21 protein-coding genes are annotated in these 20,535 nt (G+C 70.1%); 15 read left to right on the top strand and 6 right to left on the bottom strand.

All coding sequences use genetic code 11. The features are described from left to right. Window positions 1–32: 32 nt before the first annotated feature. The 3 genes from ACIBQ1_RS43410 to ACIBQ1_RS43400 all read left to right on the top strand — a co-directional run bounded on the left by ACIBQ1_RS43410 (window position 33) and on the right by ACIBQ1_RS43400 (window position 2,815). Window positions 33–1,298: a sensor histidine kinase gene (locus ACIBQ1_RS43410; RefSeq protein ID WP_397286600.1), complete on the top strand. Its 1,266-nt coding sequence runs from the start codon at window positions 33–35 to the stop codon at window positions 1,296–1,298. A 320-nt stretch (window positions 1,299–1,618) separates the two neighbouring features. After that, window positions 1,619–1,918, top strand: coding sequence for a DUF4193 domain-containing protein (locus ACIBQ1_RS43405; protein WP_020542847.1), 300 nt, complete (start codon window positions 1,619–1,621; stop codon window positions 1,916–1,918). 75 nt (window positions 1,919–1,993) lie between these two features. Continuing rightward, entirely contained in the window at window positions 1,994–2,815 is an 822-nt protein-coding gene (locus ACIBQ1_RS43400) for a hypothetical protein (RefSeq protein ID WP_397286544.1), read from the top strand. Here ACIBQ1_RS43400 and ACIBQ1_RS43395 read toward each other — a convergent pair. The 3 genes from ACIBQ1_RS43395 to paaI are packed head-to-tail and all read right to left on the bottom strand — an operon-like array spanning window position 2,804 to window position 5,079. Further along, window positions 2,804–3,400 (bottom strand): TetR/AcrR family transcriptional regulator, encoded by a 597-nt coding sequence (locus ACIBQ1_RS43395; RefSeq protein ID WP_397286542.1) that lies wholly within the window; start codon window positions 3,398–3,400, stop codon window positions 2,804–2,806. The two genes, ACIBQ1_RS43400 and ACIBQ1_RS43395, sit on opposite strands and share 12 nt — an antisense overlap. Window positions 3,401–3,403: 3 nt before the next feature. Continuing rightward, complete coding sequence (gene paaK / locus ACIBQ1_RS43390) at window positions 3,404–4,699, bottom strand: phenylacetate--CoA ligase PaaK (protein WP_397286540.1); 1,296 nt, start codon at window positions 4,697–4,699, stop codon at window positions 3,404–3,406. Next, window positions 4,699–5,079 (bottom strand): hydroxyphenylacetyl-CoA thioesterase PaaI, encoded by a 381-nt coding sequence (paaI, locus tag ACIBQ1_RS43385; protein ID WP_397286599.1) that lies wholly within the window; start codon window positions 5,077–5,079, stop codon window positions 4,699–4,701. Before paaI ends, paaK begins: the two co-directional genes overlap by 1 nt. 98 nt (window positions 5,080–5,177) lie before the next feature. Here paaI and paaN point away from each other — a divergent pair, with 98 nt between their 5' ends. The 4 genes from paaN to ACIBQ1_RS43365 all read left to right on the top strand — a co-directional run bounded on the left by paaN (window position 5,178) and on the right by ACIBQ1_RS43365 (window position 10,854). Further along, on the top strand, window positions 5,178–6,824 hold the full coding sequence (gene paaN / locus ACIBQ1_RS43380) for a phenylacetic acid degradation protein PaaN (protein ID WP_397286538.1): 1,647 nt from the start codon (window positions 5,178–5,180) through the stop codon (window positions 6,822–6,824). 105 nt (window positions 6,825–6,929) lie between these two features. Beyond that, window positions 6,930–7,877, top strand: coding sequence for an MBL fold metallo-hydrolase (locus ACIBQ1_RS43375; RefSeq protein WP_397286536.1), 948 nt, complete (start codon window positions 6,930–6,932; stop codon window positions 7,875–7,877). Next, the gene (locus ACIBQ1_RS43370; RefSeq protein WP_397286534.1) at window positions 7,874–9,424 is read left to right on the top strand and encodes an FAD-dependent monooxygenase; all 1,551 of its coding nucleotides are present in this window, start codon (window positions 7,874–7,876) and stop codon (window positions 9,422–9,424) included. The genes ACIBQ1_RS43375 and ACIBQ1_RS43370 overlap by 4 nt, the downstream gene beginning before the upstream one ends. Beyond that, entirely contained in the window at window positions 9,421–10,854 is a 1,434-nt protein-coding gene (locus ACIBQ1_RS43365) for a trehalose-6-phosphate synthase (RefSeq protein ID WP_397286532.1), read from the top strand. Before ACIBQ1_RS43370 ends, ACIBQ1_RS43365 begins: the two co-directional genes overlap by 4 nt. On the opposite strand, the gene ACIBQ1_RS43360 is transcribed toward ACIBQ1_RS43365, so the two are convergent. After that, on the bottom strand, window positions 10,787–11,071 hold the full coding sequence (locus ACIBQ1_RS43360) for a DUF4235 domain-containing protein (RefSeq protein WP_397286531.1): 285 nt from the start codon (window positions 11,069–11,071) through the stop codon (window positions 10,787–10,789). The genes ACIBQ1_RS43365 and ACIBQ1_RS43360 overlap by 68 nt on opposite strands. A 78-nt stretch (window positions 11,072–11,149) precedes the next feature. Here ACIBQ1_RS43360 and valS point away from each other — a divergent pair, with 78 nt between their 5' ends. Next, entirely contained in the window at window positions 11,150–13,657 is a 2,508-nt protein-coding gene (valS, locus tag ACIBQ1_RS43355) for a valine--tRNA ligase (RefSeq protein WP_397286530.1), read from the top strand. A gap of 56 nt (window positions 13,658–13,713) precedes the next feature. Here valS and ACIBQ1_RS43350 read toward each other — a convergent pair whose 3' ends face one another. Then, window positions 13,714–14,232 (bottom strand): ArsR/SmtB family transcription factor, encoded by a 519-nt coding sequence (locus ACIBQ1_RS43350; protein ID WP_397286529.1) that lies wholly within the window; start codon window positions 14,230–14,232, stop codon window positions 13,714–13,716. 57 nt (window positions 14,233–14,289) lie between these two features. On the opposite strand from ACIBQ1_RS43350, the gene ACIBQ1_RS43345 reads away from it, so the two are divergent. The 7 genes from ACIBQ1_RS43345 to ACIBQ1_RS43315 all read left to right on the top strand — a co-directional run bounded on the left by ACIBQ1_RS43345 (window position 14,290) and on the right by ACIBQ1_RS43315 (window position 19,797). After that, complete coding sequence (locus ACIBQ1_RS43345) at window positions 14,290–15,528, top strand: MFS transporter (RefSeq protein WP_397286527.1); 1,239 nt, start codon at window positions 14,290–14,292, stop codon at window positions 15,526–15,528. Window positions 15,529–15,662: 134 nt separating this feature from the next. Beyond that, on the top strand, window positions 15,663–16,973 hold the full coding sequence (locus ACIBQ1_RS43340) for an AI-2E family transporter (protein WP_397286525.1): 1,311 nt from the start codon (window positions 15,663–15,665) through the stop codon (window positions 16,971–16,973). A gap of 234 nt (window positions 16,974–17,207) precedes the next feature. Then, window positions 17,208–17,648: a dUTP diphosphatase gene (gene dut / locus ACIBQ1_RS43335; protein WP_397286523.1), complete on the top strand. Its 441-nt coding sequence runs from the start codon at window positions 17,208–17,210 to the stop codon at window positions 17,646–17,648. A gap of 46 nt (window positions 17,649–17,694) precedes the next feature. After that, a complete protein-coding gene (locus tag ACIBQ1_RS43330; RefSeq protein ID WP_397286521.1) occupies window positions 17,695–18,333 on the top strand; it encodes a DUF3710 domain-containing protein in 639 nt (212 codons plus the stop codon). Between the two features lie 39 nt (window positions 18,334–18,372). After that, window positions 18,373–18,759 (top strand): OB-fold nucleic acid binding domain-containing protein, encoded by a 387-nt coding sequence (locus ACIBQ1_RS43325; protein ID WP_090929309.1) that lies wholly within the window; start codon window positions 18,373–18,375, stop codon window positions 18,757–18,759. Window positions 18,760–18,762: 3 nt separating this feature from the next. Then, window positions 18,763–19,434, top strand: coding sequence for a DUF3159 domain-containing protein (locus ACIBQ1_RS43320; protein WP_397286519.1), 672 nt, complete (start codon window positions 18,763–18,765; stop codon window positions 19,432–19,434). Between the two features lie 141 nt (window positions 19,435–19,575). Then, the gene (locus ACIBQ1_RS43315; RefSeq protein ID WP_397286517.1) at window positions 19,576–19,797 is read left to right on the top strand and encodes a hypothetical protein; all 222 of its coding nucleotides are present in this window, start codon (window positions 19,576–19,578) and stop codon (window positions 19,795–19,797) included. A 90-nt stretch (window positions 19,798–19,887) separates the two neighbouring features. Here the strand turns inward: ACIBQ1_RS43315 and ACIBQ1_RS43310 are convergent, their stop codons facing one another. Next, on the bottom strand, window positions 19,888–20,409 hold the full coding sequence (locus ACIBQ1_RS43310) for an ATP-binding protein (RefSeq protein WP_397286515.1): 522 nt from the start codon (window positions 20,407–20,409) through the stop codon (window positions 19,888–19,890). Window positions 20,410–20,535 lie beyond the last annotated feature (126 nt).

Below are 20,535 nucleotides of genomic sequence, written 5' to 3'. Positions count from 1 at the left end.
CCGAGGAGCTCCAGTCGGGGCCGACGCATCCGATGATCAGCCCGCATTCGGCGAGGAAGGCGACGCGTGTGCAGCAGGCGCCACCGCCCAGCGGGCCGCCTGCCTGGGACGGCCCGCCGCCGCCCGCGCAGCCGCAGGTCGCGCGCACGCGGATGGAGCGGATGAGGGAGCTGCCCGCCAAGGTCAGCATCCGGTGGCGGCTGACGCTCACGTACGGCGCGTTCGTCTTCGCGGCGGGCGCCGTGCTGCTGGGGTCGGTCTACGTGATCGTCGGCACGGCGCTCAGCTCGGCGTGGCCCGACGTCGACCTGGGGCTGCCTCCCGCCGCGGATGAGCAGTTCCAGATCGTCTGGGACAAGTTGCAGACGCAGGCGGTCAGGGACGCGCGGGACGCGCTGTTCAGCAACTCCCTCCTTGCCCTGATGGGCGTCGCCATCCTGGCGCTGATGATCGGATACTTCGTGGCCGACCGGGCGCTGCGGCCGGTGGCGCAGATGACGGCGACGGCGCGCAAGCTGTCCGAGAGCACCCTGGCCCACCAGCGCATCGACCTGAAGGGCCCCAACGACGAGCTGAGGGAGCTGGCCGACACGTTCGACGCCATGCTCACCCGGCTCAACGTCGCCTTCGACACCCAGCGCAGATTCGTGGCCAACGCCTCCCACGAATTGCGCACGCCTCTCACGATTAACCGGACCGTCCTGGAGATCGCCCTGTCCGATCCCGAGGCGTCCGAGGATCTCAAAGCGCTCGGCCGTACCCTCCTCGAAGTCAACGCGCGTAACGAGAAGCTCATCGAGGGGCTGCTGTTGCTGGCGAGGAGCGAGCGCGAACTCGCCGTGCGGAAACCGCTCGATGTCCAGGAAGTCGCCCGGACGGCCGTGGAACAGGTGACGGCCTTCGCCGAGGAGCACGGGGTAACCGTGACGGCCGAACTGGTCAGCGCGCCTACCACAGGCGATCCGGTGCTCCTGGAGCGGTCGATCAGCAACCTCCTGGAGAACGCGGTCAAGTACAACATTCCCGAAAACGGAAAAGTCTGGATCCAGACGGGAATGACGGGCGGTGGCTTGGTTGTTCAGGTGGCCAACACAGGGCAGCATGTGCCGGCGTACGAGGTGAACAGCCTGTTCGAGCCCTTCAGGAGACTCAACGCGGACCGCGTGGATTCGGCGAAGGGATCGGGGCTCGGGCTGTCCATCGTTCGTGCGGTGGTTCAGGCGCACGGTGGAAATGTGGCAGCGGTGCCACGAGACGGTGGAGGGCTGGTCGTGACCATTCGGCTTCCAGGACGCTGAGATCGTGTCGCTCCGGCACGTTCATCCGCGCGTTGGTGCCCGTGTTGAGGCGTGGGGGGCGTCTCATTCACGCCGCACATGTGGTTGGATGTGCCGTCGAACACGGTGGTGCATGGCGCCAAGGCTGTGGGTTTCGCCATATTTGGCTAACCATTGCCGACGGCAGCAGGCCCTGACGTGTTGGGAGGTTCGTTGTCCGTTCCCGCGGGGTACCGATGGGAAATCTCCGCGGCGGAACGGGCACAAGATGGGCTTCCTGGACGTTAGAAGACGCGCGATGAGCGCGAGGACATATAGATGAGGGGGATGGAGTAAGCACAATGGCTACCGACTACGACAGCCCACGCAAGACAGACGACGACCTGGGGGAGGACAGCCTCCAGGAGTTGCAGGCGCGGCGTACCGACAAGTCGTCTGGCAGCATCGACATCGACGAGACCGACCTGGCCGAGTCGCTGGAGCTGCCCGGTGCGGACCTGTCGAACGAAGAGCTCTCCCTGCGGGTGATCCCCCGTCAGGCCGACGAGTTCACCTGCTCGCGCTGCTTCCTGGTGCACCACCGTAGCCAGCTGGCCTCCGAGAAGAACGGCCAGCAGGTCTGCCGGGAGTGCGCCGCCTAATCGACTGGAGCGAACGGCTCGGGGTAGGGGAGACCAGACCTTGGGCGATCGCGACCATGAGGACGGAGGCAACGCGTGGCCGTACCTGAGCAGGACAAGCAACCGGACAACGAGGTCGCCGGCCCCGAACGCGAGGTCGGCGAGCTCGTAGGCAAGCTCACAGCGCCGGGCGAGCTGGAGCCGGCCGAGCGGCGCAGGCTGCTCGGCCGACTAGCCCGCGCCCTGTCAGAAGGAGCGAAGAAGCCACGCGTCAAAGGCGCGGGCCGGGGCCGCTGGCTGGCGGACGTCTTTCTCAACATCGCGCCCCGCATCCCGATCAGAGATCTGCACACCCTTTCCGAGCACCATCACGGCCTGACCGGCGAGCAACTCGCCGACGACCTGGTGCGCACCGCCCAGAAGGCCACGATGACGGTCGGCGCCATCGGCGGAGCGCTCGCCGCGGCGGAGTTCGCCGCGCCGCCCCTTCTGCTCTCCGCCCCCGCGCAGCTCGTGGCCGAGACCATCGTCGTCGCCGCCATCGAGGTCAAGCTCCTGGCCGAGCTGCACGAGGTCTACGGCGTACGCGTCGAGGGCTCGGGCACCCAGCGCGCGGTCGCGTTCACGGCCGCATGGGCCAAGCAACGCGGCATCGACCCGCTCACGCCCACGTCCGTCTCGCTGGCGCTCGGCGCGGCCACCAAGACCGCCCTGCGCAACCGCCTCCTCCGGACGCTCGGCCGCCACCTGACCACGCTCGGCCCGTTCCTCACGGGAGCCATCGCGGGCGGCGCGCTCAACCGCATAGCCACGAAGAAGCTCGGCGAGGCCGTACGCAACGACCTGCGCGTCAAGCTGCCCCGCGGGCCCGAGACGCCCCAGGTCGATCCCCAGCGGCGGGAGTCGTTAGACCCGTAGGCCGCTGAAGGTCATCTTGAGCAGCGCGTCGGCCAGGTCGTCCGCCGAGGCCCCGCGCGCCGGTTTGTACCACTCGGTGATCGAGTTCACCGTCCCGAACAGCAGCCGCGTCACCAGCGCCGGATCCACGTCCGGCCGGATGCTGCCCTCCGCCGCCGCCTCCTTGACCAGGTGGCTGATGAACCCGTCGAACTCCCGCCGCCGCTCCAGCGCCGCCTGCTCGGTCCGGCTGTTGCCGCGCACCCGCAGCAGCAGCGTCACGTACGGCAGCCGGTCCACGAGGATGCGCACGCTCTCCCGTACGGCCCACTCCAGGCGCTCGATCGCGGGACCCGAGGCGGCCCGCTCGTCGGCCACCACCCCGAACAGCCCGTCGAGCGCCCGATCCAGCGCCCGCGCCAGCAGCTGCTCCTTGCCCGGCACGTGGTAATAGATGGCCGACTTGGTCACGCCGAGCGCCCTGGCCAGGTCCTCCATGCTCGTCCCGTCGTAGCCGCGCTCGTTGAAGACGCCGACGGCGATGGACAGCACGGACTCCGGGTCGTGTCCGCGCTTGCGCCGGCGGGTGGGAGTTGGAGGGGCCATGTCTTAATTATCCCGCTTGTCGATGACTCGTCGGAGCTTGCCGACCGAACGCTCCAGCGTCTCCGGGTCCACCACCTCGACCTCCACGCTCACGCCGACGGTGTCCTTGACGGCCTGGCGCAGCATCTCCCCGGCCTCGGCGCGGTGGGCGAAGCCGGGACGGGCCTCGACCCTGACCGTCATCACGTCGAGCCGCCGTGGGCGGGTCAGGAGGAGCTGGAAGTGCGGTGACAGACCCTCCGTACGCAGCACCAGCTCCTCGATCTGGGTCGGGAACACGTTCACGCCGCGCAGGACGATCATGTCGTCGGTGCGGCCGGTCACCTTCTCCATGCGCCGGAACGCGGGCCTGGCGGTGCCCGGCAGCAGCCTGGTCAGGTCGCCGGTGCGGTAGCGGACGACCGGCATGGCCTCCTTGGTGAGGCTGGTGAAGACCAGCTCGCCGGCCTGCGCGGGCTCACCCGTGAAGGGGTCGACGATCTCCGGGTAGAAGTGGTCCTCCCAGACGTGCAGGCCGTCCTTGGACTCGACGCACTCGTTCGCGACGCCGGGGCCGATCACCTCCGACAGGCCGTAGATGTCCACGGCGTGCAGGTCGAAGCGGTCCTCGAGCTCCGCGCGCATCCGCTCGGTCCAGGGCTCGGCGCCGAAGATCCCGATCCGCGGCGAGGACGCGCGGGGGTCCAGGCCCTGCCGCTCGAACTCGTCCAGCAGGGCCAGCATGTACGACGGCGTGACCATGACGATGTCGGGCCGGAAGTCGGTGATCAGGCGGACCTGCCGGGCCGTCATGCCGCCGGAGACCGGCACCACCGTGCAGCCCAGCCGCTCGGCCCCGTAATGGGCGCCCAGGCCGCCGGTGAACAGGCCGTACCCGTAGGCCACGTGCACGATGTCGCCGGGCCGGCCGCCGGAGGCGCGGATGGAGCGGGCCATGACCTCCGCCCAGACGTCCAGGTCGCGCCTGGTGTAGCCGACCACGGTGGGCCTGCCCGTGGTGCCGCTGGAGGCGTGGATCCTGGCCACCTGCTCGCGCGGGACGGCGAACATGCCGAACGGGTAGTGGTCGCGCAGGTCCTGCTTGGTGGTGAAGGGGAATTTCGCCAGGTCGCCGAGCTCCTTGCAGTCGCTCGGATGCACGCCCGCTTCGTCAAATTTATGCCGATAAATCGGCACATTTTCGTATGCGTGGGTGAGTGTCCACTGGAGGCGTTCCAGCTGGATCGCCATGAGCTCGTCGCGGGACACCCGCTCGATGGGGTCGAGGTCTTCCGGCGCGGGGGGATCGCCGAGTCTCATCAGCCCTCCACCTGTCTCAGCTCTCTGCTGCGGCCACGGAACTCCGCGACCACCCGGCCGCCGGCCCCGCGCACCGTGACGTCGTAGATGCCGCTGCGGCCGTAGCGGGTGCGCTCGGCGGCCTCGGCCACCAGCACGTCGCCCGCGCGGGCAGGGGAGACGAACGCGATCTCGGCGCCCGCCGCCACCGTCACCGGGCCGTGGCTGTTGCAGGCGCAGGCGAACGCCGTGTCGGCCAGCAGGAACACGTAGCCGCCGTGGCACAGGTCGTGCCCGTTGATCATCTGGCCGGTCACGGCCATGCGGCAGACCGCCCGGCCCTCGCCCAGCTCCGTCAGCTCGATGCCCAGGGCGGCGGAGGCGGTGTCGGCGTCCATCATGCGACGCGCGCTCTCCAACGCAAGTCTCCCTTGTCAACTGACCGAATGTTCGGTAAACACTTCACCGTCCGGACCATCCTGTCAAGAGGGTGAACATCATGTTCGAGCAGCACCGCGAGACTCTGGAGAAGGCGCTTTCCGCCATCGCCGAGCGGGGATACTGGAGTGCCTATCCCGAGTCGCCGAGCCCGCGCGTCTACGGCGAGGGGGCGGCCGAGCGGGGCAAGGAGGCGTTCGAGTCCTACCTCGGCAAGCCGTTCCCCCTCGACCAGCCGGGCACCGGGTCCTGGATCGGCGCCGAGCGCTCCCCGTACGGCATCGACCTCGGCGTCACCTACCCGCAGCCGCTCGTGGACGACCTGATCGCCGCGGCGAAGGCGGCGCTGCCCGCCTGGCGCGACGCCGGGCCCGAGGCCCGCGCGCTGGCCTGCGTCGAGATCGTCGACCGGATCAACCGGCGCAGCTTCGAGCTGGCCAACGCGGTGCAGCACACGACCGGGCAGGCGTTCGTGATGGCCTTCCAGGCGGGCGGGCCGCACGCGCAGGACCGCGCCCTGGAGGCCATCGCGTACGGCTACGCCACCATGACCTCCTCGGCCGCGAGCGCCCGCTGGGAGAAGCCGGCCAAGGGCGAGCCGCTGGTCATGGACAAGCGCTTCACGATCGTGCCCCGGGGCGTCGCGCTGGTGATCGGCTGCAACACGTTCCCGACCTGGAACGCCTACCCGGGGCTGTTCGCCTCGCTCGTCACCGGCAACCCGGTGATCGTCAAGCCCCATCCGCGGGCGGTGCTGCCGCTGGCCATCACCGTGCGGATCGCCCGCGAGGTGCTGGCCGAGGCGGGCTTCGACCCCGGACTGGTCTCGCTCGCGGCGGAGGAGGGGCAGGGGCTGGCCAAGACGCTCGCCACCCACCCCGACATCCGGATCGTCGACTTCACCGGCTCCACGGAGTTCGGCGACTGGCTGGAGCAGAACGCGCGGCAGGCGCTCGTGCACACCGAGAAGGCGGGGGTCAACACGATCGTCGTCGACTCGACCGACTCCTGGCGCGGCATGCTGGGCAACCTGGCCTTCTCGCTGTCGCTCTACAGCGGGCAGATGTGCACGGCGCCACAGAACATCCTCGTGCCCGCAGGCGGGATCGAGACCGACGAGGGGCACAAGAGCTTCGACGAGGTCTGCGCCGGGCTGGCGGGCGCCGTCGGCAAGCTGCTCGGCGACGACGCCCGCGCGGTGGAGCTGACCGGGGCCATCGTCAACCCCGACGTGCTGGCCCGGGTCGAGGCGGCGCCGTCGCTGGGCGAGGTCGTGCTGGAGTCGCGCGCCGTCAAGCACCCGGGCTTCCCGGACGCGGTGGTGCGGACGCCGGCGATCGTGAAGGTCTCGCCGGACGACTCCGGCGTTTACGGGCGGGAGCATTTCGGGCCGATCGCGTTCGTCATCCCGACGGGGTCCACGCAGGAGAGCCTCGACGTGCTGCGCCGTACGATCAAGGCGCGCGGGGCGCTCACGGCCGCCGCCTACTCGACCTCCGCCGAGGTGCTCGACCAGGCCGAGCGCGCCGCCGTCGACGCGGGGGTCAATCTGTCGTGCAACCTGACGGGCGGCGTCTTCGTCAACCAGTCGGCGGCCTTCAGCGACTACCACGGCACGGGCGCCAACCCGGCCGCCACGGCCTCCCTCACGGACCCGGGCTACGTGGCGGGACGCTTCCACATCGTCCAGACCAGACGCCCGGCCTGACCTCGTCCGCCTGCCCGCCGCCCGCGCCCTGCCCGAACGGTGGGCAGGGCCGGGTGAGCGGGAAGGGGTTCTGTCGGTGCTGACCGCGCTGCGGGAGGAGTGGTGATGGCCAAACCGTTCGCCTCGTCGGCCGATCTCGGCGAGAAGAAGCAGTCCATGGAGGTGCTGGCCGAGGGCGTGTACGCGCTCACGGCAGAAGGCGATCCGAATGTGGGCGCCATCGAGGCCGAGGACTTCCTCGTCTGCTTCGAGGCACTCGCCACGCCCGTGGCCGCCCGCGAATGGCTGGCCAGGCTGCGGGAGCACACCGACAAACCGATCAGATACCTGGTGCTGTCGCACTACCACGCCGTCCGGGTGCTGGGCGCGTCGGCGTTCGGCGCGGACGTGATCGTGACGCACGACAAGACCCGCGAGCTGATCGCCGAGCGCGGCGAGCAGGACTGGGCCAGCGAGTACGCCAGGATGCCCCGCCTGTTCAAGGAGCCGGAGTCGATCCCGGGGCTGACGTGGCCGACGGCGACGTTCAGCGACACGTTCACCATCGACCTGGGCGGTGACCGGGGCGACCTGGTGCTGGCCTACTGCGGTCGCGGCCACACCGAGGGCGACCTGGTGGCCTGGCTGCCGAAGCGGCGGATCATGTTCGCGGGCGACCTCGTCGAGTCCCAGGCCGCCCTCTACACCGGCGACGCCTTCCACCGCGACTGGTCCGCCGCGACGCTCGACCAGGTCGCGTCGTTCGGGGCGGAGACGCTGGTCGGCGGCAGGGGGGCGGTGGCGCGCGGCAGGCGGGGCGTCGACGCGGCCATCGCGCAGACGCGCGACTTCCTCACCGTGATGCTGCGCGAGGCCGGCGCGGCGGGCTCGGTCAGGGAGGCGTTCGAGCGCACGCACCGGGCGCTGGAGCCACGGTACGGGTCCTGGCCGATCTTCGAGCACTGCCTGCCGTTCAACGTCTCCAGGCTCTGGGACGAACTGCACGGCGTCGAGCGCCCGCGCATCTGGACCGCCGAGCGCGACCGCGAAGTCTGGGACCAGCTCCAATCATGAACGCCCCGGCCGGCGCGCAGGTCATCGTGGTCGGGGCGGGGCCGGTCGGGCAGAGCGCCGCGCTGCTGCTGGCCCGCTGGGGCATCCAGGTGCTGGTGCTCGACCGGCGGCAGGGGCGCGACTCCACCGGGTCGAAGTCCATCTGCCAGCAGCGCGACGTGCTCGACATCTGGACCGCCGCGGGCGCGGGCAAGATCGCCGAGGAGGGCCTGGCCTGGACCACCGCCCGCACGTACTACCGCGACCGCGAGCTGTTCTCCTGGTCGTTCGAGCGCGAGGGCCCGCTGCCGGCCTGCGTGAACATCTCCCAGACCCGCACCGAGCAGCTCCTGGACGAGGCGATCGAGGCGCAGCCGCTGATCGAGGTGCGCTGGGACCACGAGGTCACCGGCCTCGACCAGGACCCCTCGGGCGTGACGGTCCGCTGCGGCCAGCGGTCGCTGCGCGCGCCTTACGCGCTGGTGTGCGCGGGCGCCCGGGCCCAGCACGTACGGCGGGCGCTCGGCGTCTCGTTCGACGGGGAGACGTTCGACGACCAGTTCCTCATCTGCGACATCAAGGCGGAGCTGCCCGGCTGGGAGAACGAGCGCCGCTTCTACTTCGACCCGCCCTGGAACCCCGGCCGCCAGGTCCTGATCCACCCCTGCCCGGGAGGCGCGTTCCGGATCGACTGGCAGATCGCGCCCGACTTCATCCCAACAGAGGCCGATATTTCGCGAAAAATCAGGCAAATCATCGGTGACCGGCCCTATGAGCTGCTCTGGCAGAGCACGTACCGCTTCCACTCCCGCATCGCCTCCCGCATGCGCGTCGGCCGGGTCCTGCTGGCCGGCGACAGCGCCCACCTGGTGGCCCCGTTCGGCGCCAGGGGGCTCAACTCCGGCGTGCCCGACGCCGAGAACGCGGCCTGGAAGCTGGCCTTCGTGCTCAACGGCTGGGCGGGGGAGGGGCTGCTGGAGTCGTACCACGCCGAGCGGCACGCGGCTGCGCGGGAGAACCTCGAGATCACCGCGGCCACGATGCGCTTCCTGGTCCCCAGGACCATGGAGGAGCGCGTGCGCAGGCGGGCCGTGCTGGAGGGCGGGCTGGTGGCGGAGGTGGACTCCGGCCGGTTCGCGGAGCCGTTCTGGTACGTGGACTCGCCGCTGACCACCCCCGAGCCGACGCGGCCGTTCGGAGGCAGGCCGCCCAAGGGTGCGCTGTGCGCTCCGGCGCCCGGCGTGATCCTCCCGGACGCGCGACTTCCGGGCGGGAGATTGCGGGAGTTTTGTCGTGACGGTTTTCTCGTGTTGTTGGGTGATATGTGCGATTCGCGTTTGTTTGCGCAGGTCTTGGGCAAGGTCATTACGGCGCCACTGGCCGTGCGCGGGTTCGCGGAGATGGACGGGACCGGCTCGCTCGCCGAAAGGCTCGGCGCCGGACCGGATGAGGCATGGCTCATCAGGCCCGACTCCCACATCGCAGCGATCATCCCCCATGCGGGCCCGGACACGGTGGCGGGCGCCGTCCGCCGCGTGCTCGGCAGACAACAGGAGGAAACTGCGTGACTGGCCGTAGCTCGTTTCTGATCGTCGCGAACCGGTTGCCGGTGGATCGGACGATCGAGCCTGACGGAACGGCCTCGTGGCGCAGGAGCCCTGGCGGGCTCGTGACCGCGATCGCACCGGTGATGAAGCGCCGGCACGGAGCATGGCTCGGCTGGCACGGAGCCTCCGACGAGAAGCTGGAGCCGTTCGAGCAGGACGGCATGAACCTCATCCCGATCCCCCTGTCGGCCGGTGAGGTGGAGCTGTACTACGAGGGCTTCTCCAACGCCACGCTCTGGCCGCTCTACCACGACGTGGTGGCGCCGCCGGTGTTCGACCGGGCGATGTGGGACACCTACCGCGCGGTCAACGAGCGCTTCGCCAACGCCGCCGCCGACGCCGCCGAGAAGGGCGCGGTGGTGTGGGTGCAGGACTACCAGCTCCAGCTCGTCCCGGCCATGCTGCGCAGGCTCAGGCCGGACCTGCGGATCGGGTTCTTCCTGCACATCCCGTTCCCGCCGACCGAGCTGTTCTGGCGGCTGCCGTGGCGCAAGGACCTCGTCGAAGGACTGCTCGGGGCCGACCTGGTGGGCTTCCAGTTGCCCGGCGGGGCCTCGAACTTCCGCCGGCTGTGCCGGAGGCTGCTCGGGCTGCCGTACAAGGGGAACGAGATCTTCCTCGACGACCGGGTCGTGACCACGCAGGCGTTCCCCATCTCGGTGGATTTCGGGCAGCTCGACACGCTGGTGCGCGACCCGCAGATCATGGCGCGGGCCAAGGAGGTCAGGGCGGAGCTGGGCGATCCCGAGCACGTGCTGCTCGGCGTCGACCGGCTCGACTACACCAAGGGCATCGGGCAGCGGCTGGAGGCGTTCGGCGAGCTGCTCAAGGACGGGAAGCTGAAGGCCAACGAGGCCGTGTTCGTGCAGATCGCCACGCCCAGCAGGGAACGGGTGGAGGAGTACAAACGGCTGCGCGACGACATCGAGCTGCAGGTCGGGCGGATCAACGGCGAGCACGCGCAGCTCGGCTACCAGCCGGTCCAGTATTTCCACCAGTCGTACGACCACGCGGAGCTGGCCGCCCTCTACCTCGCCGCCGACGTCATGGTCGTGACCCCGCTGCGCGACGGGATGAACCTGGTCGCCAAGGAGTACGTCTCCTGCCACCACGACCTGCACGGCGCGCTGGTGCTCAGCGAGTTCGCCGGGGCGGCCGACGAGCTGCGCCAGGCCTACCTGGTCAACCCCTACGACGTGGAGGACGTCAAGCGGCAGATGCTGGCCGCGATGCGGGCCACGCCGCACGAGCTGGCCCGGCGAATGCGTACGATGCGCCGCCGGGTCGCCACCTACGACGTGGACCGCTGGGCCAACGAGTTTCTCACTGCTCTGGAGTCACCTGCTTCACAGACTTCCACGCGTCGTAGCGCTTCTTGGCGGTCCGGTTGACCACGATCTGCGCCACGGACATGCCGACGCCCATGAGCACGGCGTAGCCGATGGCCTCACCCAGGCTGACCTCGGGCGAGTCCGTGTCGACCGGCGGCTCCTTCCCGGTCGCCTTCACCCAGACGAACCCGAGGATCTTCCTCGCCGCCCAGGCGGTCGTCAGACCCACCAGGCCTCCGATGACGCGCCAGGCGATATCGGGCTTGTCCTCCGCCATGCCGATCTCCCTTCCCCTCTGTAACGAACACTAGTCTGTACCGCTTGCCGCGCCTGCGAAGCCGTACCATATGGAGGCATGACTCAACAGCGACTACGCCATGCCGCCATGCCGGAAAAGCCGACCCTCGACGGCTTGGAGCAGGTATGGGTAGCTCGCTGGGAGGACGAGGGCACCTACCGTTTCGACCGGTCCGCGTCGCGCGAGCAGGTCTACTCCATCGACACGCCACCGCCGACCGTGTCCGGGTCGCTGCACGTGGGTCATGTCTTCTCCTTCACCCACACCGACATCATGGCCCGCTACCAGCGGATGATCGGCAAGTCGGTGTTCTACCCGATCGGCTGGGACGACAACGGCCTGCCCACCGAGCGCCGGGTGCAGAACGTCTACGGCGTGCGCTGCGACCCGTCGCTGCCCTACGACCCCGGCTTCGTGCCGCCGGACAAGCCCGGCAAGCGTGAGATCTCCATCTCGCGGCGCAACTTCGTGGAGCTGTGCCACCAGCTGACCGCCCTCGACGAGCAGGCGTTCGAGGAGGTCTGGCGGCGGGTCGGCCTGTCGGTCGACTGGTCGCTGCTCTACACCACGATCAGCGACGAGGCGCGGGCGGTCTCGCAGCGGGCGTTCCTGCGCAACCTGCTGCGCGGGGAGGCCTACCTTGCCGAGGCGCCGACGCTGTGGGACGTCACCTTCCGCACCGCCGTCGCCCAGGCCGAGCTGGAGGACCGCGAGTGGCCGGGCGCGTTCCACAAGATCTCGTTCTACGGCGAGAAGGGCCCGGTCTTCATCGAGACGACCAGGCCCGAGCTGATCCCGGCGTGCGTGGCGCTGGTCGCCCACCCCGACGACGAGCGCTACCAGCCGCTGTTCGGCACGTCGGTGCTGACGCCGCTGTTCGGGGTGGAGGTGCCGGTGCTGGCCCACCGGCTGGCCGAGCCCGACAAGGGCACCGGCATCGCGATGATCTGCACGTTCGGCGACATCACCGACGTCACCTGGTGGCGCGAGCTGCACCTGCCGACCCGGCCGGTCATCGGCTGGGACGGGCGGCTGCTGCCCGAGCCGCCGGAGGGCGTGGAGGCGGAGCCGTACAAGGAGCTGGCCGGCAAGACCGTCCACAGCGCCCGCGAGCGGATCGTGGAGCTGCTGCGCGAGTCCGGCGACCTGGAGGGCGAGCCCAGGCCCGTCTCGCGCACGGTCAAGTTCTACGAGAAGGGCGACCGGCCGCTGGAGATCGTCACCACCCGCCAGTGGTACATCCGCAACGGCGGGCGTGACGAGGAGCTGCGCGCGCGGCTCCTGGCGCGCGGGGGCGAGCTGGCCTGGCACCCGCCGCACATGCGCGTGCGCTACGACAACTGGGTCGAGGGGCTCACCAGCGACTGGCTGATCTCCCGCCAGCGCTTCTTCGGCGTGCCGTTCCCGGTGTGGTATCCGGTCGACGAGTCGGGGCAGTTCGTCCACGACGCGCCGATCGTGCCCCCGGAGGACATGCTGCCGGTCGACCCGTCCTCCGACGTGCCGCCCGGCTACACCGAGGACCAGCGTGGCGTGCCCGGCGGGTTCATGGCCGACCCCGACGTCATGGACACCTGGGCCACCTCGTCGCTGACGCCGCAGATCGCGGGCCGCTGGCAGAGCGACGACGACCTGTTCGAGCGGGTCTTCCCGGCCGACCTGCGGCCGCAGGCCCACGAGATCATCCGCACCTGGCTGTTCTCGACCGTGGTCAGGTCGCACTACGAGTTCGGCCGGCTGCCGTGGAGCGACGTCGCGATCTCGGGCTGGATCCTCGACCCCGACCGCAAGAAGATGTCCAAGTCCAAGGGCAACGTGGTCACCCCGCTCGACCTGCTCAAGCAGCACGGCTCCGACGCGGTGCGCTACTGGGCGGCCAACGGCCGCTACGGCGTGGACACCGCGTTCGACGCCGGGCAGCTCAAGATCGGGCGACGGCTCGCGATCAAGATCCTCAACGCGTCCAAGTTCGTCCTCGGCCTGGCCGAGAGCGACGGAGAGATCACCGAGCCGCTCGACCTGTCGATGCTCGCGGCCCTGTCCGACGTCGTGCGCGAGGCCGGCCAGGCGTTCGACTCCTACGACCACACCAGGGCGCTGGAGGTCGTGGAGCGCTTCTTCTGGGCGTTCTGCGACGACTACCTGGAGCTGGTCAAGGCCAGGGCCTACGAGTCCGGCCCGGCCGCCGCCTCCGCCCACGCGGCGCTGCGGCAGGCGCTCGACGTGCTGCTGCGGCTGTTCGCGCCGTTCCTGCCCTTCGTGACCGAAGAGGTGTGGTCGTGGTGGCAGGAGGGGTCGGTGCACCGGGCCCCGTGGCCCGTTCTCTCGCACGGGATCGGCGACCCGGCCGTGCTGGCCGTGGCCTCCGAGGTGCTCGGTCAGGTGCGCAAGGCCAAGTCCGAGGCCAAGCTGTCGATGCGGGCCGAGGTCTCCAGGTTGACCGTTTGGGCGCCCGAAGTCGGGCTTGTCCGCCAGGCCCAGGACGACCTTTGCGCCGCAGGCACGGTGGAGGAGTTCGTCTTGGAGTATGGTGACGAGCTGAAAGTCGAGGTCCACCTGGGCTGACGTCCGGATGGCAGGACGCCGGGCGCCCCTTCGCGGGGTGCCCGGCGTCCGCGCGTTCAGGGGTCTCGGGTGACGTCGCGGTGCAGGGCCAGGAAGATCGAGTACGCCTCCCCGTCCGGCTGCGGCTGCCGCTCGCGAAACTCCTCGAACAGCTCCTCCAGCCGCCGGCGCAGCTCCGCGTGCCCCTCCGGGGTGAGCCTGAGCCCCAGCCTGACGAGGTCGGCCTCCTCGATGTCGATGAGCCTGCTCTCCGCCAGGAACGCGTCGAGCATCGCCGCGCTGCCCCCCGTCACGCCGCTCTCGCGGACGTCCATCTCCCAGGACTTGCCGGTGGCCCGGTAGGGGATCTCCGTGGAGCCGCGCGGCCCCGGACGGCTGGGCCCGGCGGCCAGGAAGCCGGTCTCCACGAGCTTGCGCACGTGGTGGAGCGTGGTGGCCGGGTTCGCGTCGAGGCGGCCGGCGATCTCCTTGTTGGTGAGCGCCTGGTCGAGACAGAGCCGCAGGATGCGCAGCCGTACGGCCGAGGCCAGCGCGCGGGCCTCGGCCTCGGTGGCGGGGCGGCGTTGGATGCCCATGGACGATGACTCTATAACCGGTTGATATTTCTCAATCGGTCAGGGATCCTCGGACAAGTGAGCCTGATACGCGAGCACGATTTCCGCCGGCTGTTCCTCGCCGACACCGCCAGCCAGGCGGGCAGCCAGCTCCTGGTGCTGGCCCTGCCGCTGGTGGCCGTGTCGGCGCTGCGGGCCTCCGAGTTCGAGGTGGGCCTGCTGGGCGCGTGCCAGACGCTGGCGTTCGTGGCGATCGGGCTCCCCGCCGGCGCCCTCGTCGACCGGCTGCGCAAGCGCGCGGTCATGGTGGTCAGTGATGGGGCGAGGGCGCTGGCGCTGGCCTCCGTGCCGGTGGCGTGGTGGCTGGACGTGCTGACGATCTACCAGCTGTACGCGGTGGCGCTCGTGCTGGGCGTGTTCACCGTGTTCTTCGACGTCGCGTACCAGAGCTACCTGCCCCATCTGGTCCCGCGCGAGCGGCTCGTCGAGGGCAACTCCACGCTGGAGATCGTGCGTACGGTGGCGCAGGTCGGCGGGCCGAGCGCGGGCGGCTACCTGATCCAGCTCCTGACCGCGCCGTTCGCGCTGGCCGCCACGGTGGCCGGGTTCGCCTGGTCGGCGCTGTGCCTGGCGGCGATCCGCAGGCGCGAGCCCCGCCAGGAGGCCCCTCGGGCCCACCTGAGCAAGGAGATCGCCGAAGGCGTGCGCTTCGTGCTCGGGCACCGGCTGCTTCGCCGCATCGCGGGCTGCACCGCCACCGCGAACCTCTTCGCCGCCGTGGCCCAGCCGATGGTCCTGCTGCTCCTGGCCAGGGAGCTCGGCCTGGACGCGGGCGCCATCGGGCTGCTCATGGCCTCCGGCGGCCTCGGCGGGGTCGTCGGCGCGCTGGTCAACGCCCGGGTCGTCAGGTGGCTCGGGCAGGGCCCGGCGATGTGGCTGGGCATCGCCGTGCCCGCGCCGCTGACGTTCGTGGTGCCGTGGATGGAGGCCGACTGGCGGCTGGGGTTGTTCGTGGCCTACGAGTTCTGCGTCGGGGCGGGGGTGGTGGTCTACAACGTCACGCAGCTCAGCTTCCGCCAGACCATCACGCCCGAGCCGATGCTCGGGCGGATGAACGCCACCATGCGCTTCCTCGTCTGGGGGACGCTGCCGCTGGGCGGCCTGATCGGCGGCGTGCTGGGCGAGGCGATCGGCGTCAGGAACACGCTCCTGGTGGCCGCGGCCGGGGCCTGCCTGGCGTTCCTGCCGCTGGTCACCTCGCCCCTGCGCTCGATGCGGGAACTGTCCGCTGCCGGTCACCCGGACGCGCGTCCGTGAGGGCGTCGGCACGGCTGGACAAGGGCTGACGGCGGCACGCTCTCATTCCTCGTACCGGCCCGATCCTCGGCTCGTACGCCGCACCGGCGGTTATCCGCGCGCATTCGCGGCCCGGACATGCCAGTCTTGAACACGTGTTGCCCGACCGCCCAACCAAGCTCGTGCCGCCCGTGCTGGCCAAGATGGCCGCGTGGTGCGCGTGCCTGATCCTCGTCGGCGTGGTCGTCTACTTCTTCGCCCTCGTCATCGCCCGGCTCACGTTCGTGGCGCTGCCCGTGGCGATCGCGCTCCTGCTGACCGCGCTGCTGTTCCCGCTGACCAACAGCCTGCGCCAGGCGGGCATGCGGCCCATCTACGCCACCTGGATCACCATGCTGGTGGCCCTGGCCGTGCTGACCGGCACCGGGTGGCTGGTGGGGGCGCGGGCCAGCGACGAGTTCCCCAACCTCGTCCAGCAGGTGCAGGCGACGGCGAGATCGGTGCAGGACTGGCTGATCACCGGCCCGCTGCATCTCAAAGAGGCGCAGATCACGGGCTACGTCGACGAGATCGCCACCATGGTCAACCAGCAGCGCGCGGCCATCACCGGCACCGTGCTGTCGGCAGGTGCGGTCGCCTTCGAGGTGCTCGCGTCCATCGTGCTGCTGCTGTTCGTGACGTTCTTCCTGCTCAAGGACGGCGACCGGATCTGGGCGTGGATCCTGCGGGGGTTCGGCAACGTCGCGCCGCGGGTGGACCGCGCCGGGCGGGCCGCCTGGGCCACGCTCTCCCACTACGTGCAGGGCACCGTGGCCGTGGCCGCGGTGCACGGGCTGATCATGGGCATCGTGCTGGCGGGAATGGGCGTGCCGCTGTGGGCGCCGCTGGCCGTGCTGATCTTCTTCGCCAGCTTCATCCCGATCGTGGGCATCTTCTTCGCCGGCACGGTCGCCACCCTCGTCACGCTGGGCACCAAGGAGCTCGTCTACGCGCTGATCTTCCTCGGGATCCTCATCGTCGAGCAGCAGTTGGAGAACCACGTGCTCCAGCCGCTGATCGTGGGCCGGGCCCTGAACTTCCACCCGCTGGCGATCATCCTGGTGCTGGCCATCGGCGGCATCCTGGCCGGCATCGCGGGGGCCGCCGTCGCCGTGCCGGTGGCCGCGGTGATCTACCGGGCGCTGCCCGAGCTCCGACAGCAAAGACCCGCGCTGCCACCGCCCGGCCACGGTTCCGGCGACGGTTCCGGCGACGGTTCCGGCGACGGCGAGGGCCCCGCAGGGGACTCCGGGGGAGAACCCGGCGAGGTTCCCCGCGGCGAGGGCGCCGGTCACCGCGAGGACGAGCCAGGCCCGCGCGTCGAGGGCTCCGGCGGCGGTGAGCCTGGCCCCGATGGCGAGGGCTCCGGCGGAGAGCCGGGCCCCGGTGTCCAGGGCGAGAACGGCCGGCGGATCGACACCGAGTAACCTCGTCAGCCGTGACTCCTGTCTCTTCCTCGTTCCCACGGGCACGACACTCCACTTGCGTGCCGGGTGCGACGGCATCGCGGGCGGGAAGGCGTACCTTGAGGCTGAGGGGCGAAAACGGCGCCCCAGACGGTCCGGTCGCCGTCCGCGCGGCAGCGCTGTTCGCCGAGGTGGGCATGGGACACTTCGCCAAGCACGCCACCGTACAGAACACCAGGACTACGAGGTGAACCCTTGAGCAACGTAGAGGTCCTCATCCAGCGGCTCGACGCCGGGCTGCCGATGCCGTCCTACGCCCATGCGGGAGACGCGGGCGCAGACCTCTACGCGGCCGAGGACGTCGAGCTGCTGCCCGGCGAGCGGGCCGTCGTCGGGACGGGCGTCGCGATCGCCCTGCCCGACGGCTACGCCGCGTTCGTCCACCCGCGGTCCGGGCTGGCGGCCAAGCACGGCGTCACGCTGGTCAACGCGCCGGGCACGGTCGACGCCGGCTACCGCGGCGAGATCAGGGTGACGCTGATCAACACCGACGCCAAGGAGCCGTTCCGCCTCCAGCGGGGCGACCGGGTCGCCCAGCTCGTGGTCCAGCAGGTCGAACGCGCGGCCTTCTACGAGGTGGAGCGACTGCCCGGTTCGGTGCGCGGCGCCAACGGATTCGGATCGACAGGACGATGATCAATGGGCCGCGCTGACGGCCCCGCGAGCGAGGAGAGTGAGGAACGTGTTCCGACGTCGTCGTCGTGAGCAGCCGGAACAGGTGGCCGAGCAGGAGCCTGCCGCCCCCACGCGAGATTCCGGCCCGTGGGACGCCGACGAGCCCCACCCGGAGACCGACAGGATCGACCTGGGCGGCCTGCGGCTGCCGCACAATCCTGACTTCGACGTGCGGCTGGCCTCCGTCGGAGACCAGCACGTCGGTGTCGTGGTGCTCCACGAGGAGAGCTCACTGCAGCTTCAGGCCCTGGCCGCACCGCGGAGCTCGGGCCTGTGGGACGAGGTCAAGACCAAGATCCTGGCTCAGGCGAAGCAACTGGAGGAGCGGGAGGGCCCGTTCGGCAGCGAGCTTCGGGGCGAGATGAAGGTCGACGACACCTCCCGCCCCGCCCGGTATCTCGGGATCGACGGGCCCCGCTGGTTCCTGCTCGCGGTGATCTCCGGCAAGGCGGCGCTCGACGAGAGCGTCGCGGCGGCGTACATCGACTTCGTCAAGGACGTCGTGGTGGTGCGCGGCAGCGAGCCGATGGCCCGCGAGGAGCCCATCCCGCTGCGCCGCCCCAACGAACAGCCGGGCGAGAAGGCCGAGGAGCGGCCCGGGCTCAACCCGTTCAAACGAGGACCTGAAATAAGCGAGATTCGCTGAGGGCTGACATCGGGCCGACATCACATAGGCTGATTCATCATGAGTACGGCAGAGCCTCCGAAACGCGGGGGATTGCGCGGGTTCTTCAGTCGGCTGGCCTCACCCCAGTCCGAGATCGAGGCCCAGGAACTGCGAGAAGACGCCGACGAGGTCGGCGCGACCCCCATCGTCTCGTGTGGCGGCCGCCGACGCTTCTGCGTGGCGGGTACGCTACGTACGGTGACACTGCGTCCGAGGGGCGGGGCTCCCGCTCTGGAGGCCGAGCTCTACGACGGGTCCGACGTGATCGACCTGGTCTGGCTCGGCCGCCGCAAGATCGCCGGCATCGAGCCCGGCCGCACGGTCAAGGCCGAGGGCCTGGTCAGCATGCAGGACGGGCGCAAGGTGATGTTCAATCCGCGTTACGAGCTGCGCCCAGGGAGTTGACACGTGAGTGCTGAGGCGGACGAGGTCGCCCACGACACCGTTGAAGCGGCAGTGCGAGCCCAGCTCGCCAAGGCCTTCGGCGGGGTCCGCGGCATCATCGAGGCGGCGATCCCGACGGTCGCGTTCACGCTGTGCTGGGTCACCACCGAAGAGCTGAAGCTGTCGCTCATCGTCAGCGTCTCGATCGCGGTGGTGCTCCTGCTGGTCAGGATCGTGCAGCGGTCCACGCCGCAGTTCGTGATCAACAGCTTGATCGGCATCGCGATCGGCGCGTTCTTCGCCAGTCGCAGCGGTGACGCGAAGGACTACTTCCTGCCCGGCATCCTGTGGAACGCCGGCTACATGGTGGCGATGCTGCTGTCGATCGTCACCCGGTGGCCGGTGGTGGGCTTCCTGATCGGTTCGGTCACGGGCGACCCGACCGCCTGGCACAAGGACCCGGGCGTCGTGAAGCTGTGCACGCGGCTGACCTGGCTGCTCCTGCTGCCGTGCGCGGTCCGGGTGGCCGTGCAGGGGCCGGTCTACTGGTTCGGGGGCGGCAACGAGGCGGTCGCCGCCCTCGGCTTCGCCAAGATCGTCATGGGCTGGCCGCTCCAGGTGGCCGCCCTCGGAGCCATGCTCTGGGTCCTCGGCCGCGGCCGTACTCCGATCAAGCCTCCGGTGGCTCCGGCCTGACCCGCCCGGCTCGGCCGCCATGCGGCCGAGCCGCCGGGAATCTCCGGTAAAGATCTCCGGATCATTTCCTTGAAGAGATGATCCACGCGCGCGGGTACGAAGGCTGGCGGACGATCACTTCGCGCCATATCGGGGGCCATCATGTACACACGCGCCATCACCGCCCTGGCCACGACCGCCGCCGCCTTGTTCCTGGCGTCCGGGCCGGCGGTCGCCGACGACGACTGGAGCGGTCCGGAGGACCCGCTGTGCCAACGGCACATCGAGAGCCTGGAGTTCGGCTTCATCGTGCTGCCCTTCAGGATCAAGGCGCGCTGTATCGACACGGACGATCAGCGCGGCACCCGGGTGACCATCGACTGAGGGCCCGCTCCTGGAAGACCTCTCGCACCCGGTGGCGAGGGGTCTTTCGCCGTTGTCCGGCTCGCGGCACCGGCATCGGCCGGCAGCCCGTCACTCGGTGATCGCCCGTGAGCTCCAGAAACCGGGACCCCACCAGCTCGGACCGGTGATGCGGTGGCAACAGGCGTCGACCTCGCACGGCGCGGCGTTCATGACGGCGACCGAGCCGTCCTCCGCGGTGAACACCTCCGCCCACACCGCCCTGCCGCCCAGGGCGTCGTCGTGTACGCCCCAGCGGATCGCCGTCGCGCCGACTATCTGCAGGCCTCGCCCCGAGCAGCTCGTATCGCCGGCCTCGCGCAACTGGGGAACGGTGGACGCCCCCTGGTCGATCACGTCAATGCGCGCGATGGCGTCGCCCACCTCGCGAACGGCGACCGTGATCAGCCCGCCTGCCTGTCCGGAGACGGTGTGCAGGACGGCATTTCCGACCAGTTCGGTGACGACGAGCAGCGCACCGTCGACGCACCGGTGGCCCGCTGCCTGCAGGACGTCCCCGACGCAGTGGCGGGCCATGGACACCGACCGTCGCTTTCCGGGGAGCACCAGCTCGGCCAGGAACTCTTCGTCCATCGCGTCCCTCCCGCCAGACCCGCGGTGTAGATCGGCGCCGCCACTTCGAAGCATCACTCTTCGTATCTGAAGAGTGACGCAAGATAGCGGCTGCTGCAACTGAAACTGCAAATTTGCATCCGGGCT

This window comes from Nonomuraea sp. NPDC050153 (assembly GCF_044460125.1).
In the GTDB taxonomy this organism is placed as follows: Bacteria; Actinomycetota; Actinomycetes; order Streptosporangiales; family Streptosporangiaceae; genus Nonomuraea.
This window is presented reverse-complemented; position numbering and strand designations above follow the sequence as displayed.

Excerpts from the sequence above, each read along its gene's own strand:
- ACIBQ1_RS43410 (WP_397286600.1), top strand. The coding sequence starts at position 33 with ATGATCAGCCCGCATTCGGCGAGGAAGGCGACGCGTGTGCAGCAGGCG.
- ACIBQ1_RS43405 (WP_020542847.1), top strand. The coding sequence starts at position 1,619 with ATGGCTACCGACTACGACAGCCCACGCAAGACAGACGACGACCTGGGG.
- ACIBQ1_RS43395 (WP_397286542.1), bottom strand. The coding sequence starts at position 3,400 with ATGGCCCCTCCAACTCCCACCCGCCGGCGCAAGCGCGGACACGACCCG.
- paaK (WP_397286540.1), bottom strand. The coding sequence starts at position 4,699 with ATGAGACTCGGCGATCCCCCCGCGCCGGAAGACCTCGACCCCATCGAG.
- paaI (WP_397286599.1), bottom strand. The coding sequence starts at position 5,079 with ATGATGGACGCCGACACCGCCTCCGCCGCCCTGGGCATCGAGCTGACG.
- paaN (WP_397286538.1), top strand. The coding sequence starts at position 5,178 with ATGTTCGAGCAGCACCGCGAGACTCTGGAGAAGGCGCTTTCCGCCATC.
- ACIBQ1_RS43375 (WP_397286536.1), top strand. The coding sequence starts at position 6,930 with ATGGCCAAACCGTTCGCCTCGTCGGCCGATCTCGGCGAGAAGAAGCAG.
- ACIBQ1_RS43370 (WP_397286534.1), top strand. The coding sequence starts at position 7,874 with ATGAACGCCCCGGCCGGCGCGCAGGTCATCGTGGTCGGGGCGGGGCCG.
- ACIBQ1_RS43360 (WP_397286531.1), bottom strand. The coding sequence starts at position 11,071 with ATGGCGGAGGACAAGCCCGATATCGCCTGGCGCGTCATCGGAGGCCTG.
- valS (WP_397286530.1), top strand. The coding sequence starts at position 11,150 with ATGACTCAACAGCGACTACGCCATGCCGCCATGCCGGAAAAGCCGACC.
- ACIBQ1_RS43350 (WP_397286529.1), bottom strand. The coding sequence starts at position 14,232 with ATGGGCATCCAACGCCGCCCCGCCACCGAGGCCGAGGCCCGCGCGCTG.
- ACIBQ1_RS43325 (WP_090929309.1), top strand. The coding sequence starts at position 18,373 with ATGAGTACGGCAGAGCCTCCGAAACGCGGGGGATTGCGCGGGTTCTTC.
- ACIBQ1_RS43315 (WP_397286517.1), top strand. The coding sequence starts at position 19,576 with ATGTACACACGCGCCATCACCGCCCTGGCCACGACCGCCGCCGCCTTG.
- ACIBQ1_RS43310 (WP_397286515.1), bottom strand. The coding sequence starts at position 20,409 with ATGGACGAAGAGTTCCTGGCCGAGCTGGTGCTCCCCGGAAAGCGACGG.